At 68.6% G+C, this 14,784-nt stretch carries 15 protein-coding genes; 14 read left to right on the top strand and 1 reads right to left on the bottom strand.

Annotated features, from left to right (window positions below):
* Positions 1–285 precede the first annotated feature (285 nt).
* From lepA to J5226_RS20900, 7 genes are all read left to right on the top strand, one after another.
* Positions 286–2,079 (top strand): translation elongation factor 4, encoded by a 1,794-nt coding sequence (lepA, locus tag J5226_RS20930; RefSeq protein WP_215836711.1) that lies wholly within the window; start codon positions 286–288, stop codon positions 2,077–2,079.
* Positions 2,080–2,264: 185 nt separating this feature from the next.
* Positions 2,265–3,050 (top strand): signal peptidase I, encoded by a 786-nt coding sequence (gene lepB / locus J5226_RS20925; RefSeq protein WP_215836710.1) that lies wholly within the window; start codon positions 2,265–2,267, stop codon positions 3,048–3,050.
* 133 nt (positions 3,051–3,183) lie between these two features.
* Entirely contained in the window at positions 3,184–3,561 is a 378-nt protein-coding gene (locus J5226_RS20920; RefSeq protein ID WP_215836709.1) for a DUF4845 domain-containing protein, read from the top strand.
* Positions 3,554–4,216 (top strand): ribonuclease III, encoded by a 663-nt coding sequence (gene rnc / locus J5226_RS20915; protein WP_215836708.1) that lies wholly within the window; start codon positions 3,554–3,556, stop codon positions 4,214–4,216. The genes J5226_RS20920 and rnc overlap by 8 nt, the downstream gene beginning before the upstream one ends.
* Positions 4,217–4,402: 186 nt before the next feature.
* Positions 4,403–5,296 (top strand): GTPase Era, encoded by an 894-nt coding sequence (era, locus tag J5226_RS20910; RefSeq protein WP_215836707.1) that lies wholly within the window; start codon positions 4,403–4,405, stop codon positions 5,294–5,296.
* A 168-nt stretch (positions 5,297–5,464) separates the two neighbouring features.
* Complete coding sequence (gene recO / locus J5226_RS20905) at positions 5,465–6,214, top strand: DNA repair protein RecO (RefSeq protein ID WP_215836706.1); 750 nt, start codon at positions 5,465–5,467, stop codon at positions 6,212–6,214.
* A gap of 113 nt (positions 6,215–6,327) precedes the next feature.
* Entirely contained in the window at positions 6,328–6,642 is a 315-nt protein-coding gene (locus J5226_RS20900; RefSeq protein ID WP_215836705.1) for a hypothetical protein, read from the top strand.
* A gap of 170 nt (positions 6,643–6,812) precedes the next feature.
* On the opposite strand, the gene J5226_RS20895 is transcribed toward J5226_RS20900, so the two are convergent.
* Positions 6,813–7,538 (bottom strand): response regulator, encoded by a 726-nt coding sequence (locus J5226_RS20895; RefSeq protein WP_215836704.1) that lies wholly within the window; start codon positions 7,536–7,538, stop codon positions 6,813–6,815.
* A 45-nt stretch (positions 7,539–7,583) separates the two neighbouring features.
* Here J5226_RS20895 and J5226_RS20890 point away from each other — a divergent pair, with 45 nt between their 5' ends.
* The 7 genes from J5226_RS20890 (at position 7,584) to J5226_RS20865 (ending at position 14,721) form a co-directional block, all read left to right on the top strand.
* Positions 7,584–9,617, top strand: coding sequence for a hypothetical protein (locus tag J5226_RS20890; RefSeq protein WP_215836703.1), 2,034 nt, complete (start codon positions 7,584–7,586; stop codon positions 9,615–9,617).
* Positions 9,618–9,783: 166 nt separating this feature from the next.
* Complete coding sequence (locus J5226_RS20885) at positions 9,784–10,419, top strand: DUF1318 domain-containing protein (RefSeq protein WP_215836702.1); 636 nt, start codon at positions 9,784–9,786, stop codon at positions 10,417–10,419.
* Between the two features lie 263 nt (positions 10,420–10,682).
* Complete coding sequence (gene rlmD / locus J5226_RS20880; protein WP_215836701.1) at positions 10,683–12,032, top strand: 23S rRNA (uracil(1939)-C(5))-methyltransferase RlmD; 1,350 nt, start codon at positions 10,683–10,685, stop codon at positions 12,030–12,032.
* Positions 12,033–12,105: 73 nt separating this feature from the next.
* On the top strand, positions 12,106–12,228 hold the full coding sequence (locus tag J5226_RS25510) for a hypothetical protein (RefSeq protein ID WP_255322874.1): 123 nt from the start codon (positions 12,106–12,108) through the stop codon (positions 12,226–12,228).
* Positions 12,229–12,490: 262 nt separating this feature from the next.
* The gene (locus tag J5226_RS20875) at positions 12,491–13,003 is read left to right on the top strand and encodes a CYTH domain-containing protein (RefSeq protein ID WP_215836700.1); all 513 of its coding nucleotides are present in this window, start codon (positions 12,491–12,493) and stop codon (positions 13,001–13,003) included.
* 171 nt (positions 13,004–13,174) lie between these two features.
* Positions 13,175–14,170: a beta-N-acetylhexosaminidase gene (nagZ, locus tag J5226_RS20870; RefSeq protein ID WP_215836699.1), complete on the top strand. Its 996-nt coding sequence runs from the start codon at positions 13,175–13,177 to the stop codon at positions 14,168–14,170.
* Positions 14,170–14,721 carry a hypoxanthine-guanine phosphoribosyltransferase gene (locus J5226_RS20865; protein ID WP_215836698.1) on the top strand — a complete coding sequence of 184 codons (552 nt, stop codon included), beginning with the start codon at positions 14,170–14,172 and terminating at the stop codon, positions 14,719–14,721. The genes nagZ and J5226_RS20865 overlap by 1 nt, the downstream gene beginning before the upstream one ends.
* Positions 14,722–14,784: the final 63 nt, after the last annotated feature.

The following is a 14,784-nucleotide window of genomic DNA, read 5'->3' as shown; positions in this document are numbered from 1 at the left end:
CCGCGCCGGCTCGCCGCGCTGCGCGGCCTTCGTTGCGGAGCCTTCCGGCCGTTTCAGCCGGGCCTGCGTACCGCCGCATCCGTCGCAACGAACGCCCGCCGTCCCCGGCGGGCGTCGTCGCATCCGCCGCCCGGCCGTGCCGGACCGGGCGAACGGTGCGATCCGTGAACCCGGACGCCCGCGGCCCTCGCACCGCCGCGACCTGCCGTCGGGGCTGTGCGATAATGTCCCGTTAATTTTCCTGTCCGCTCAACCTTGGAGCCGGCGAGTCCCGCGTCGTCCTGCATGCATCTGATCAGAAACTTCTCCATCATCGCCCACGTCGACCACGGCAAGTCGACGCTCGCCGACCGCATCATCCAACTGTGCGGAGGCCTCGAAGCGCGCGAGATGGAAGCGCAGGTGCTCGACTCCAATCCGATCGAGCGCGAACGCGGCATCACCATCAAGGCGCAGTCCGTCTCCTTGCCGTACAAGGCCAAGGACGGCAACACCTACCAGCTCAATTTCATCGACACCCCCGGCCACGTCGACTTCAGCTACGAAGTCAGCCGTTCGCTGGCCGCCTGCGAGGGCGCGCTGCTGGTGGTCGACGCCGCCCAGGGCGTGGAAGCGCAGTCGGTCGCCAACTGCTACACCGCGGTCGAGCAGGGCCTGGAAGTGGTGCCGGTGCTCAACAAGATCGACCTGCCCACCGCCGACACCGATCGCGCCAAGAAGGAGATCGAGGCGGTGATCGGCATCGACGCCGAGGACGCGGTGGCGATCAGCGCCAAGACCGGCCTCAACGTCGAACTGGTGCTGGAGGCCATCGTCCACCGCATCCCGCCGCCGAAGCCGCGCGACACCGACAAGCTGCAAGCGCTGATCATCGACTCGTGGTTCGACAACTACCTCGGCGTGGTCTCGCTGGTGCGGGTCATGCAGGGCGAGATCAAGCCGGGCAGCAAGATCCTGGTGATGTCGACCGGGCGCACCCATCAGGTCGACAAGGTCGGCGTGTTCACCCCCAAGCGCAAGGAGCTGCCCAAGCTCGGCGCCGGCGAGGTGGGCTGGATCACAGCGTCGATCAAGGACGTGCACGGCGCGCCGGTCGGCGACACCCTGACCCTGTCCGGCGATCCGGCGCCGGGTCCGCTGCCGGGCTTCCAGGAAATGCAGCCGCGTGTGTTCGCCGGCCTGTTCCCGGTCGACGCCGAGGACTACCCGGCGTTGCGCGAAGCCCTGGAAAAACTGCGCCTCAACGACGCCGCGCTGCGCTTCGAGCCGGAAAGCTCCGAGGCGATGGGCTTCGGCTTCCGCTGCGGCTTCCTCGGCATGCTGCACATGGAGATCGTGCAGGAGCGCCTGGAGCGCGAGTACGACCTCAACCTGATTTCCACCGCGCCCACGGTGATCTACGAGGTGCTCAAGACCGACGGCACCACGATCCCGATGGACAACCCGGCCAAGCTGCCGCCGGTGAACATGGTCCAGGAAATCCGCGAGCCGGTGATCCGCGCCAACATCCTCACCCCGCCGGACTACATCGGCAACGTGATCAAGCTGTGCGAGGAAAAGCGCGGCGTGCAGATCGGCATCACCTACATGGCCAGCCAGGTGCAGATCAGCTACGAGCTGCCGATGGCCGAGGTGGTGCTGGACTTCTTCGACAAGCTCAAGTCGGTCAGCCGCGGCTACGCCTCGCTGGACTACCACTTCCTGCGTTTCCAGGAAGGTCCGTTCGTGCGCGTGGACACGCTGATCAACGGCGACAAGGTCGATGCGCTGTCGATCATCGTCCACCGCAGCCACGCCGACCGGCGCGGCCGCGAGCTGTGCGAGAAGATGAAGGATCTGATCCCGCGGCAGATGTTCGACGTCGCGATCCAGGCCGCGATCGGCTCGCAAATCATCGCGCGCAGCACGGTCAAGGCCATGCGCAAGAACGTTTTGGCTAAGTGCTATGGTGGCGACATCAGCCGCAAGAAGAAGCTCCTCGAGAAGCAGAAAGAGGGCAAGAAGCGGATGAAGCAGGTCGGTCGGGTCGAGATCCCGCAGGAAGCGTTCCTGGCGGTGCTTTCGACCGACAGCAAGTAATTAGGACGACGGGAATAGGGAATGGGGGATCGGGCGTCGTCGGCGTAGCGGCCGCGATTCGGTTCCCGGAGTTTTCGTCTTCAACCACTCTCGTGGCGGCGGGTGCGGGGTAGGGAACGCGGAGCGGCTTCGGCCGATTCTCCGTTTCCGGTTCCCGACTCCCGGCATCCCCAAAAGGAACAAGCATGCGTTGGTTCGAAATCGCCCTGGTGTCGCTGACCCTGTTCACCGGCCTGGTGTGGCTGCTGGACAAGATGGTGCTGGCCAAGCGCCGCGCCGCGCGCGAAGGATTGCTCGACGACGGCAAGGAGCCGGTCCTCGTCGACTACTCCAAGGCGTTCTTCCCGGTGCTGTTCGTGGTGCTGATCCTGCGCAGCTTCGTGGCCGAGCCGTTCCGCATTCCGTCGAACTCGATGATGCCGACGCTGCTGACCGGCGACTTCATCCTGGTCAACAAGTTCACCTACGGCCTGCGCCTGCCGATCACCAACCAGAAAGTGCTGGCGATGGGCGAGCCCGAGCGCGGCGACGTGGTCGTGTTCCGTCCGCCGCACCATCCCGAGCAGGACTGGATCAAGCGCATCATCGGCCTGCCCGGCGACAAGGTCAGCTACCGCGACGGCCGCCTGACCGTGAACGGCGAGCCGATCGCCTACACCCCGGTCGGCACCTACCAGGGCCGCGGCAACGGCACGGAAATGACCGGTGCGCAAGAATTGAGCGAGCAAGTCGGCAAACACGTGCACCGGATCCTGCTGCGCACCGAATCGCCGCTGCTCGACCAGGGCGAGGGCGACTGGGTCGTCCCCAAAGGCGAATATTTTGTGATGGGCGACAATCGCGACAACAGCGAGGACAGCCGATACTGGGGCTACCTGCCGGAGCAGAACCTGCGCGGCCGCGCCTTCCTGATCTGGATGAATTTCGACGAAGGCGTGGATTTTTCCCGGATCGGTAATAGCATTCCGTAACGGCGCCGGCCGGGGGCCGGACGTCGGGGGATCGGGGTAGGGAGCGGCGCGCTTGGGACGGCACGGTCGGCATCGGCTTCGACGGCATCCGTCCGTCGGGTTCGGCACTTAGAGCAAACGGGGATTCAAGCTCATGAAGCGTAATCAGCGCGGCATCACTCTGCTGGGTTTCATCATCACGCTGGCCGTGGTCGGCGTGTTCGCCTACGTCGGCATGAAGCTGGTGCCGATGTACAGCGAGTTCTATTCGGTCAAGCGTTCGCTCGCCGATCTGGCCAAGGAGCCGGGCGCCGGCAGCATGGATCCGGCCAAGGCCCGCGATCTGTTCTTCCGCCGCATGGACATGAGCTATGTCGACAGCGTGAAGCCGGAGAACTTCAAGATCCGCCGCAGCGACCGCGGCATGGAAATCAACGTGGATTACGAAGTGCGCCGTCCGGTGATCGCCAACCTCGACGTGGTCGGCCGCTTCCACGCGACGCAACAGATGACCACGAAAGAAGGTGACTGATCCGATCGCCCACCGCTTCGCCCATCCGGCCCTGCTGGATCAAGCGCTGACCCACCGCAGCGCCGGAGCGCCGCACAACGAGCGGCTGGAATTCCTCGGCGACGCGTTGGTGAATCTGATCGTGGCCGAAGCGCTGTACCAGCGCTGGCCGCAGGCCGACGAGGGCGCGCTGACCCGCGCCCGGGCCGAGTTGGTGCGCGAATCGGCGCTGGCGCCGATCGCGCGCGCGCTGGAGCTCGGCGCGCGCCTGACCCTGGGGCCGGGCGAAATGAAGTCCGGCGGCCACCGCCGCGACTCGATCCTGGCCGACGCGCTGGAAGCCGTGGTCGGCGCGATCTACCTCGACGCCGGCTTCGAGACCTGCCGCGCCCAGGTGCTGCCGTGGTTCCTGCCGGCGATGGACGCGCTGCCGCCCGCGCACAAGGTCGGCAAGGACGCCAAGACCCGCCTGCAGGAATGGCTGCAGGGCCGGCAGAAACCGCTGCCGGTGTACGCGCTGCTGTCGGAAAGCGGCGAAGACCACGCCAAGACCTTCCGGGTGAGCTGCAGCATCGGCCAACCGGCGCTGAGCGCCGACGGCGAAGCCGGCTCGCGCCGCGCCGCCGAACAGCTCGCCGCCGAGGAAGTGCTGCGCCAGCTCAAAGCCGACGACTGAACGAAGCGGCCCAGCTACCGCCGCCCCAGGCCCGCCTTTCGGCGGGCCTTTCGTTTAAGCACCCCGCAAACCGCCACAGGCAGCCAAATCCGGCCCGCCCCCACAGTTCCCCATCCCCGCTCCACCTTTCCCGCTCCATCTTCCCCCCAATTTGCCCTCCCCGCCGCCCCAGCGGACAATTCCCCCATGACTTCCTCCCCGCACCGCGCCGGCTACGTCGCCGTCATCGGCCGACCCAACGTCGGCAAATCCACCCTGACCAACGCCCTCGTCGGCGCCAAGGTCAGCATCGTCTCGCCGCGCCCGCAGACCACGCGCCACCGTCTGCTCGGCATCGCCACCTTCCCCGAAGGCCAGTTGCTGCTGGTCGACACCCCCGGCATCCACCGCGAGCAGAAGCGCGCGATGAACCGGATGATGAACCGCGCCGCGCGCGGCTCGCTGGAAGGCGTCGACGCCGCGCTGCTGGTCGTGCGCGCCGGCCAGTGGGACGACGAAGACACCCTGGCCTACGACGCCCTGCGCGGCGCCGGCCTGCCGGTGGTGCTGGTGGTCAATCAGGTCGACCGCGTTCCCGACAAGACCAAGCTGCTGCCGTATCTGGCCAAGGTCACCGAGGGCCGCGAGTTCGCCGGCGTGCATCCGATCTCCGCGCTCAAGCGCAGCGGCCTGGAAGCGCTGGTGAAAACCCTGCTGTCGCTGCTGCCCGAACAGCCGCCGCTGTACGGCGAGGACGAAATCACCGACAAGAGCCAGCGCTTCCTCGCCGGCGAAATGGTGCGCGAACAGCTCATGCGCCAGCTCGGCGAAGAGCTGCCGTACGCGACCACGGTCGAGATCGAACGCTTCGAGGTCGACGGCGCGATGCTGCGCATCGGGGCGGTGATCTGGGTCGAGCGCGACGGCCAGAAAGCCATCGTGATCGGCAAGGCCGGCGCGCGCCTGCGCGAAATCGGCGCCAAGGCGCGCGTGCAGATGGAGCGTTTGTTCGGCTCCAAGGTGTTCCTGGAGACCTGGGTGCGCGTGCGCGAGGGCTGGTCGGACGACGAGGCCGCGCTGCGGCAGCTTGGGTACGAGTGAAGCAGGGAGCAGGGAATTAAGGGAGTAGGGAAGGGCAAGCGCGGCGCGAGATTGCGACGCTCGCCGATCGGCCGACTACGGCGAGCTCGGTTTCCGACGTAACGCAAATCACCAACGCTCCCACCATTCCCTAATCCCCTTTTTCCCCCATTCCCCGCTCTCAGCGCCATGGCCCTCACCGCGGAACCCGCCTACATCCTCCACGTGCGGCCGTGGCGCGAGACCAGCGTGCTGATCGAGGCGCTGAGCGAGCAGCACGGGCGCGTGGGCTTGGTCGCGCGCGGCGTGCAGGGACCGAAGAAACAGGTGCTGCGCGCGGCCTTGCAGCCGTTCCAGCACGTGCGCGTGGATGCGTTGCTGCGCGGCGAGTTGGCGCGGCTGACCGCGGCCGAAGCCATCGACGCCGCGCCGCGCTTGCTCGGCGACGCCGCGCTGGCCGGGTTCTACGTCAACGAACTGGTGCTGCGGCTGGTGCCGCGCGGCGATCCGTTCTTCGAGCTGTACGAACTCTACGGCCGCACCCGCGCGCGCCTGGACGGGCCGCATCTGGCTTGGACGCTGCGCCGGTTCGAGCGCGATCTGCTCGATGCATTGGGCTCGGGCTTCGACTGGAGCGTGGACGCCGACGGCGCGCCGATCGATCCGGCCGCGCGTTACCGGCTCGACCCGGAGCAGGGCGCGCGCCGCTTGCTCAGCGATCGCGGCCACGGCGAGCGCAACGCCGCGGCGACCGGGCGCGGCCTGCTCGCGCTGGCCAACGACAGCCTGCCCGAAGCCAGCGACCTGCCGGGCCTGCGCCATGCCTTGCGCTCGGTGCTGACCCATCACCTCGGCCCGCGCGGTTTGAAGTCGTGGGAGATGATGGCGGAACTGGCGCGCGTGGCGCGGCCGGATCCCGCGCGCGGCGACGGCGCTTAGACGCTAGGGTCGTAGTGGGGCGCCCTCGCGCCAGCCTTCAGGTCCGGTGTCGCTGATTGCGGATGGATCATTCGCGAGGCGAGGATGCCATTCGGCTTTCGCGGAACGTTCTCGTGGCCGAGTTCTTCAAGCCCGATGTCGTCGCCGCCGCCGACTCTTTCGCGCTGCCACGTAACCGCCCTGGCTTTCGTGGAGACGCTCTCGCAAACGAGCCTTCGGCCCCGACGGTCCCGTCATTCGGACGAACCGGCGAAAGCCAAATTCCCCCCCCCGTCATTCCGGCGAAAACCGGAATCCTGTCCCGTCATTCCGGCGAAAGCCGGAATCCCGTCCCGTCGTTCCGGCGAAAGCCGGAATCCTGTCCCGCCATTCCGGCGAAAGCCGAAATTCTGTCCCGTCATTCCGGCGAAAGCCGGAATCCATTTTGATTTTGCTCTGCCGCCAAGAGAACGCGGAAGCAACGGCAACAGCAAAATGGATTCCGGCTTTCGCCGGAATGACGGGAGGGAGGCTTCCAACTTCGGGAGGCGCTTTGGGCTTCGCGGCGCGGCGGCGGGGCCGCCGCCTGCATCGCGACCGGCCCAATGCGCCGCGGCGATCACTCCGCCCGATCGATCGTTTCCTGCGCCGCGCGATCGAACCGCTCCAGCGACTGCGCGGAATCCGGCTGCGCCTGCAAGACCTGCACCGCCTGCGCCAATCGCGCCGCGCCGACGAAACCGCAACTGGCGCGCAGCTTGTGCAGTTCGCCGCGCAAAGCGTCGAGGTTGCCGAGCTGCGCCGCGGCCAGGATCGAGCGCCGCGCGTTCGGCAATTCCTGCACGAACAATCCGCGCAGCGTCGCGATATGGGCACGGTTGCCGTTGAGCGCGCGTGCCGCGGTGTCGTCGTCCCACACCGGCGCGGCGGCTTCTTCGATCGCCGCGGCGGCGAGGGGCACATCGCAATCGGGCAGGTCGAGCAGGCGCCGGATCGCGCCGCGCACCGCAGCGGCCGGCAGCGGTTTGACCAGCACTTCCGAAAACCCCGACGCGATCAAGCGTTCGCGCACTTCGCTCTCGCCGGTGGCGGTGTGCGCCAGCGCGGGCGTGGCGGGATGCGAGCGGCGCAGGCGCGCGAGCAGATCGATGCCGCTGCCGTCGGGCAGGTGCGCATCGAACAGCCACAGTTGGTAATCCTGAGAGGCGCCCAGCGCCATCGCCGCGGCCAGACTGTCGGCGCCGTCGACCTGCGCGGGCACGGCTTCCACGGCCGCGGTCAGAAAGGCGCGGCTGGTGGGATCGTCCTCGACCAACAACACGCGTGGGACCTGGGAATTCTTCATTGCCGGTTCGCTTCCGCCCGCTATCCTGCATCCATGCCGCGGATCATGTTACGCCTACTGGTGGGTTTGTCGCTGCCCCTGTGCTGGGCGGCGCCGGGCGATGGTGAAGCGCGCACGCTGAACGCCAAGATCGCCCGGGTCGCGACCGGCGTCGCGCAGCTCGAACAGGTGCGGGTGCGGCTGGCCTGGCCCGACGGCGCCGCGAGCGGCGAGCTGGAATTGCAGGCCGGACGGATCGAGGCGCCGGACCTGGGCTACCGCTTCCACAACGTGGTCTGGCGCTGCCCGCTGCAGCGCGACGGCCGCGGCGGCTGGCAATGCCGGGGCGAACTGCGCGGGCAGGGCGGGGCGCCGCTGGCGCTGGCCCTGGACCTGGGCGTGGCCAACACCGACGCGCGCCTGAGCCGCGGCGCCAGCGCGGTGTCGCTGCTGCGCGCCGCCGCCACGCCCGACCTGACCCGCATCGACCTCACCCGGGTGCCGCTGGCCTGGACCCAGGCGCTGGCCGCCAAGGCCTGGAGCGAGGGGCGGTTCAAGGCCGGCACCCTCGACGGCCGGATCGATATCGTCGCCCCGGCGCGCGCGCCGCTGCGCATCGCCGGCGATCTGCGCCTGGACGGCGCCGGCTTCGACACGCCCGACGGCCTGGTCGCCGGGGAAAAGCTCGCGGCCAAGCTGCGCGTGGACAGCGAACTCGGCCCGGTCACCCGGGTGCGCCTGGGCGGGCGCCTGCTCGACGGCGAAATGCTGTTCGGCAACGCCTACATCGCCCTGCAGGGCAAGCCGGTCGAACTGGACCTGCAGGCCGAAAGCGCGCCCGGCCAAGGCTGGCGGCTGCCGCGCATCGCCTGGACCGACCCCGGCGCGCTGACCGCGACCGGCAGCGCCGCGCTGCGCGGCGACGCCAGCGTCGAGGCGCTCGACCTGGAGATCGACAGCCCCGACATCGCGCCGTTGCGCGAGCGCTATCTGTCGGGTTTCCTCGGCTTGGCCGGCCTCGCCAAGCTGGAACTCTCCGGCGGCCTCGACGCGCACCTGAGCCTGCGCGGCGGCGACCTCTCGCAGGCGCGCGCGCGGCTGCGCGAGGTGCGCCTGCGCGACGAGCAAGGCCGCTTCCGCTTCGACGGCCTCGACGGCAGCCTCGCGTACTCCGACGCCGCGCCGCGCGAGAGCGAACTGAGCTGGCGCAGCGGCGCGCTGTACGGGCTGGAATTCGGCCCGACGCGCCTGCCGTTCTCCAGCGATCACGGCGAATTGCGTTTGCAGCGCGCGATCTCGTTCCCGATGCTCGGCGGCCGCGTCGGCGCCGACAATCTGCGCCTGCGCCCGCCGGCCGGCGGCAACGGTCTGGACCTGCGCTTCGGCTTGAATCTGGACAAGCTCGACGTGGCCCAGCTGTCGAAGGCGCTGGACTGGCCGGCGTTCACCGGCGAACTCAGCGGCCGCATTCCTCAGGCGCATTACGCCAACGAGCGCCTGGACCTCGACGGCGGCCTGACCATGCAGCTGTTCGGCGGCACGGTGGAAGTCTCTTCGCTGGCGATGGAGCGTCCGCTCGGCGTGGCGCCGACGCTGAGTTCGGATCTGGCGCTGCGCAACATCGATCTGGAATCGCTGACCGGCGTGTTCGGTTTCGGCAGCATCACCGGGCGCTTGTTCGGCCGCATCGACGATCTGCGTCTGGTGGACTGGCAGCCGACCGCGTTCGACGCCGAACTGCACACCGAGAAAACCCGCGGCGTGCGCCAGCGCATCAGCCAGCGCGCGGTGCAGGATCTGTCGAGCGTCGGCGATTCGTCGTTCGTCGGCAGCCTGCAGGACCGCTTGATCGGTTTCTTCGACGATTTCGGTTACGCCCGCTTGGGCATCTCGTGCAAGCTCGCCGACGAGGTCTGTCTGATGGGCGGGCTGAGCGCGGCCAAGGCCGGACCCGACGGCAAGCCCGGTTTCACCATCGTCAGCGGCGCCGGCGTGCCGCATCTGGACGTGGTCGGCTACAACCACCGCGTGGACTGGCCGACGCTGCTGGAGCGCATGGAGGCGGTGAGCAAGGGCGACGTCAAGCCGGTGGTGCAATGACCGATATCGAAGCCGGATTCGCGGCGGCGCCGGGCGCGCCGCCATGAAGCCGGCGTAGCCTTGCCGTTCAACGGCGCCGTGGTTCAATGGCGCCCACTCGTTCACCGCCGCGGACGGACCCCGCGGCCCGCCGCGCCGGACGCGCACAACCAGAAAGGACCCGCACATGCGCCGTTGGATGGGAGTACCGGTCGCCGCCGTGATGTTGACGGCTTGCGTGACCATCAACGTCTACTTCCCGGCCGCCGAGGCCAAGGAAGCCGCTAAGGAATTCGTCGAGAAGGTGATCGGCGATCAAGCGCAGCCGATCAAGCCCGAAGCGCCGAAGGAAGGCGGCAAGCCCGGTGGCAGCGCCGCGCTAGGCGCCCAGTCGCTGGAATGGCGCCAACTCGCCAGCCGCATCGACTGGTGGTCGGTCGCCGGCATCGGCAGCGCCCGCGCGCAGTCGCCGGACATCTCGATCAAGACCCCGGCGATCCAGGCGATCCAGTCGCGCATGGCCCAGCGTTTCGATGCGCAGCTGCGCGCGCAGTTCGATTCCGGCGCGCTCGGCTTTGCCAGCAACGGCACGGTGAGCGTGCGCGACGCGGCCAAGATCCCGCTGTCGGACCGGGTCGGCGTCAATCAGGCGGTGGCCGACCAGAACCGCGATTCCAACGCGGTCTACAAGGAAATCGCCGTGGCCAACAACCACCCCGAGTGGGAAGGCCAGATCCGTCAGGTGTTCTCGCGCCAGTGGATCGAGAGCGCGAAGGGCGGCTGGTGGTATCAGGATGCCGGCGGCGGCTGGAAGCAGAAGTGAGCCGGGAGCCGGGACTCAAGGGATCGAGGGGACGGTGAATCGCGCAGGAAAGCCCGCTCAGGCGGGCTTTCTTGCTTTTTGGGTGGCGCCGGTTGCGGCGCGGCCGTGGGCAAGGGGATCGAGCGGGCGGTGGCCGCGGATTCGGCGCGACGCCCGTCCCAGCGGCGCTCCCGTTCGGGCGCTCGTTCAGCCTCCGGTTTCCCCGCCATCCCCCGTATCGCGAATCTGCGACAATACCCGGCCGTAAAACCCCGCCAGCCGCTGTGGCCCGCATCGATCAAACTCCTTTCGAAATCGCCATTTCCGATTTCACCCACGATGGCCGCGGCGTCGGCCGCCGTCCCGATCCCAAGTCTCCCGACAGCGCCGGGAAGGCGGTGTTCGTGTCCGGCGCGCTGCCGGGCGAGCGGGTGATGGCCAAGCAGACCGCGCGTTCGCGCAGCTTCGACGAAGCCATCGCCGTGCAGGTGCTGCAGGCTTCGCCCGACCGCGTCGATCCGCGCTGCGCGCACTTCGGCACCTGCGGCGGCTGCGCGCTGCAGCATCTGGCCGAGGACAAGCAGATCCTGGCCAAGCAGCGCGTGCTGATGGAGAACTTCGAGCGCATCGGCCACGTGATGCCCGAGCGCGTGCTGCCGGCGCTGAGCGATTCGGCCTGGGGCTATCGCCGCAAAGGCCGGTTCTCGGTGCGCCGGGTCGAGAAGAAGGACAAGACGCTGGTCGGTTTCCGCGAGAACGATCCGCGCTTCGTCGCCGACATCTCGCGCTGCGAAACCGTGATTCCGGCGGTCGGCGACAAGGTCGCCGCGCTGGCCGCGCTGATCGACGGCATGGACGGGCGCCGCGAGATTCCGCAGGTGGAGTTCATCGGCGGCGACCGCATGAGCGATCACAGCGGCATCGCGCTGACCTTCCGCCATTTGGCGCCGCTGTCGCAGGGCGACCGCGACAAGCTGGCCGCGTTCGGCCGCGAGCACGAGTTCGCGATCTTCCTGCAGCCCGGCGGCGTGGACACCGTGCATCCGCTGTGGCCGGCCGATCCGCAGTTGCAGTTCTCGCTGCCGGAATGGGATTTGCGGCTCAAGTTCCGCCCGCTGGACTTCATCCAGGTCAACGCTTCGCTCAACGGCCGCATGATCCAGCACGCGCTGGACTTGCTCGAACCGCAGCCCGAAGACCGCGTGCTCGACCTGTTCGCCGGCCTGGGCAATTTCACCTTGCCGTTGGCGCGGCGCGTGCGCGAGGTGGTCGGCGTGGAAGGCGAGGCCGGGCTGGTCAAGCGCGCGCGAGAGAACGCCGAGTACAACGGTTTGCCCAACGCGAAGTTCTACGCCGCGGACTTGGGCAAGGATTTGAGCGGCGAGCCGTGGATGCGCGAAGGCTTCGACCGCCTGCTGCTGGATCCGCCGCGCTCGGGCGCCGATTTCGTGCTGACCCAGCTGCCGCTCAAGCAGTTCAAGCGGATCGTGTACGTGAGCTGCCATCCGGCCTCGCTGGCGCGCGACGCGGGCTATCTGGTGCGCGAGAAGGGCTGGAAGCTGCGCGCGGCGGGGGTGATGGACATGTTCCCGCATACCGGGCATGTGGAGTCGATCGCGATGTTCGAGCGCTGAGGCGCTAGCGGCGCTGGGCGCGCGGTCGTCGGTCGCGTCGGCGTTGATCGGGCGGTCGTTGATCGAACGGCGGTTGGTCAAGCCGCAGCTGATCGAACTGCAGCTGATCGAGTGGCCGTTGGTCGAGCAGCGGCTGATCCAGCCGCCGCTGATCCACCGCAGCTTATGGAACCGCCGCCGACGGAGCCGCCACTGATGGAGCATCCGCGCGACTCCCTCCCGCCGTCATTCCGGCGAAAGCCGGAATCCATTTTGATGTTGATGTTGCCGTTGCCTGTTGCGGCTGAAAGGCAAGATCAAAATGGATTCCGGCTTTCGCCGGAATGACGGGGTGGGAAGGCGAGGCGGGCCGGGACGTGTCGCGATGCGGGCGGTTGTGGGCTGCGCGAGCGACGGTTGCGGCTGCTGCAGCTGCCCGCCGACGCTAGGGCGACGTTGTTCTTACTTCAGGAGTTCCCGTGGGCATAGAAATCGAACGCAAATTCCTCGTCACTTCCGATGCCTGGCGCCAAGCCGCGCACAAAGTGGCACCGATGGCGCAGGGCTATCTCAACGACCTCGCCGCGATGGACACCGGCGCGATGAAGGCCTCGGTGCGCGTGCGCATCGCCGGCGAGGAGGCGTTCCTCAACCTCAAGTCGCGCGAGCTCGGCCACACCCGCCAGGAGTTCGACTATCCGATCCCGGTGAGCGACGCGCGCAACCTGCTCGCGCTGTGCGTCGGCGGCCTGGTCGACAAGCGCCGCCACTACGTCCAGCACGCCGGCTTCCTGTGGGAGGTCGACGAGTTCCTCGGCGACAACGCCGGGCTGGTGGTGGCCGAGGTCGAGCTGCCCAGCGCCGATGCCGCGTTCGACAAGCCCGACTGGGCGGGGCGCGAGGTGACCGATTCGGCGCGCTACTACAACCTCGCGCTGTCGACCCGCCCGTTCTCGCAATGGAATCAGGCCGAACGCGACGGCGAGGCCTGATTCCCGCGAAACCCGCTCGAACCCGGGCGCTTTCGCCGCGATCCGGCGCGAACAAAGCCCCTCCCGCAAGCCTTCCGGCCCCCGCGAGGGGCGCGGGATGCCCCGCCGCCCCATCTGCGCGACAATGCCTCCGGCGTCCGCGCCGCACTTTCCTCCTTCAGGAGTCCCCGCATGCTCGTGATCGGCGTCGCCGGTACCGAACTCACCGCGCAGGAACGCGACTGGCTGCAGCACGAGGCCTGCGCCGGCGTGATCCTGTTCGCCCGCAACTTCGCCTCCAGGGCCCAGGTCGCCGAGCTCTCGCAGGCGATCCGCGAGGCCGCGCCGCGCCCGCAGCTGATCTGCGTGGATCAGGAAGGCGGCCGCGTGCAGCGCTTCCGCGAAGGCTACAGCGCGCTGCCGCCGCTGCAGCTGCTCGGCAAGCTCTACGCCCAGGACCGCGAGGCCGCGCTCAAGCTGGCCGAGGAACACGCGCAACTGATGGCGAACGAGGTGCGCGCCAGCGGCGTGGACCTGAGCTTCGCGCCGGTGGTCGATCTGGGCCGCGGCAACCTCGCCATCGGCAACCGCGCCTTCGACGCCGACCCGCAGGTCGTCGCCGAATTCACCCGCGCCTACATCCGCGGCATGCACGCCAGCGGCATGGCCGCCACGCTCAAGCATTTCCCCGGCCACGGCTCGGTGCTGGCCGACACCCACTTCGATCAGGCCGCCGACCCGCGCAGCCTGGACGAACTGCGCCGGACCGACTTGGTTCCGTTCGCCGCCGGCATCGACGCCAAGGCCGACGCGGTGATGATGGCGCACGTGTCGTATCCGGCCGTGGCGCCGGAACCGGCGGGTTACTCGCGCCTGTGGATCGAAGACATCCTGCGCCGGCAGATGGGCTTCCGCGGCGTGGTCTTCAGCGACGACATCGGCATGGCCGCGGCGTTCTCCGCCGGCGGCGTGCGCGCGCGCATCGACGCGCACCTGGACGCCGGCTGCGACGTGGTGTTGGTCTGTCATCCGCAGTTGGTAGAAGAGTCTTTGCAAGCGGTCGCCGGCCGGCCGCTCAACACCGCCGCGCTGCTGGGCCTGATCGGCCGCGGCGCGATGGGCTGGGACGGGCTGATCGCCGACGCCCGCTACGCCGACACCCGCACCCGTTTGGAAGGATTGGCTTGATGAGCAACCACGACCTGGCCGCCGCGTTGGAAAACGCCGACCTGATCTTCGACCGCCGCCAGCTCGAGCGCGAGATCGCGCGCATGGCGGTGCGCATCCGCAACGACTACGCCGGCGCGCGTCCGGTCTATCTGACCGTCATGCACGGCGGCCTGCCGTTCGCCGCGCAGCTGGCGATGGAACTGGGCGAGCGCGGCCTGGACCTGGAATTCGATTACCTGCACGCGACCCGTTACCGCGGCGCCACCACCGGCGCCGATCTGGTGTGGAAGCACCGTCCGGCCACGCCGCTGCGCGGGCGCCGGGTGCTGCTGGCCGACGACATCGTCGACGAAGGCCATACCCTGCACGCGATCCGCGAATGGTGCTTCGAGCAAGGCGCCGCCGAGGTCCGCATCGCCGCGCTCGCGGTGAAGGCGCACGACCGCTGCGTGGAAGGCCTGCGCGCCGATTACGTCGGCGTGGACGTGCCCGATCGCTACGTGTTCGGCTACGGCATGGACTTCCACGAGCAGGGCCGCAACCTGCCGGCGATCTACGCGCTGCGCTGAACGCTTCAGCCGCGCGTACCGCCCGATCGCGCGCGGCCTGAGTTCCCTAACCCCCATTCCCGC

The organism is Lysobacter sp. K5869 (assembly GCF_018847975.1).
In the GTDB taxonomy this organism is placed as follows: Bacteria; Pseudomonadota; Gammaproteobacteria; order Xanthomonadales; family Xanthomonadaceae; genus Lysobacter.
The sequence above is the reverse complement of the archived record's forward strand: the minus strand, read 5'-3'. Positions and strand labels throughout refer to the sequence as shown.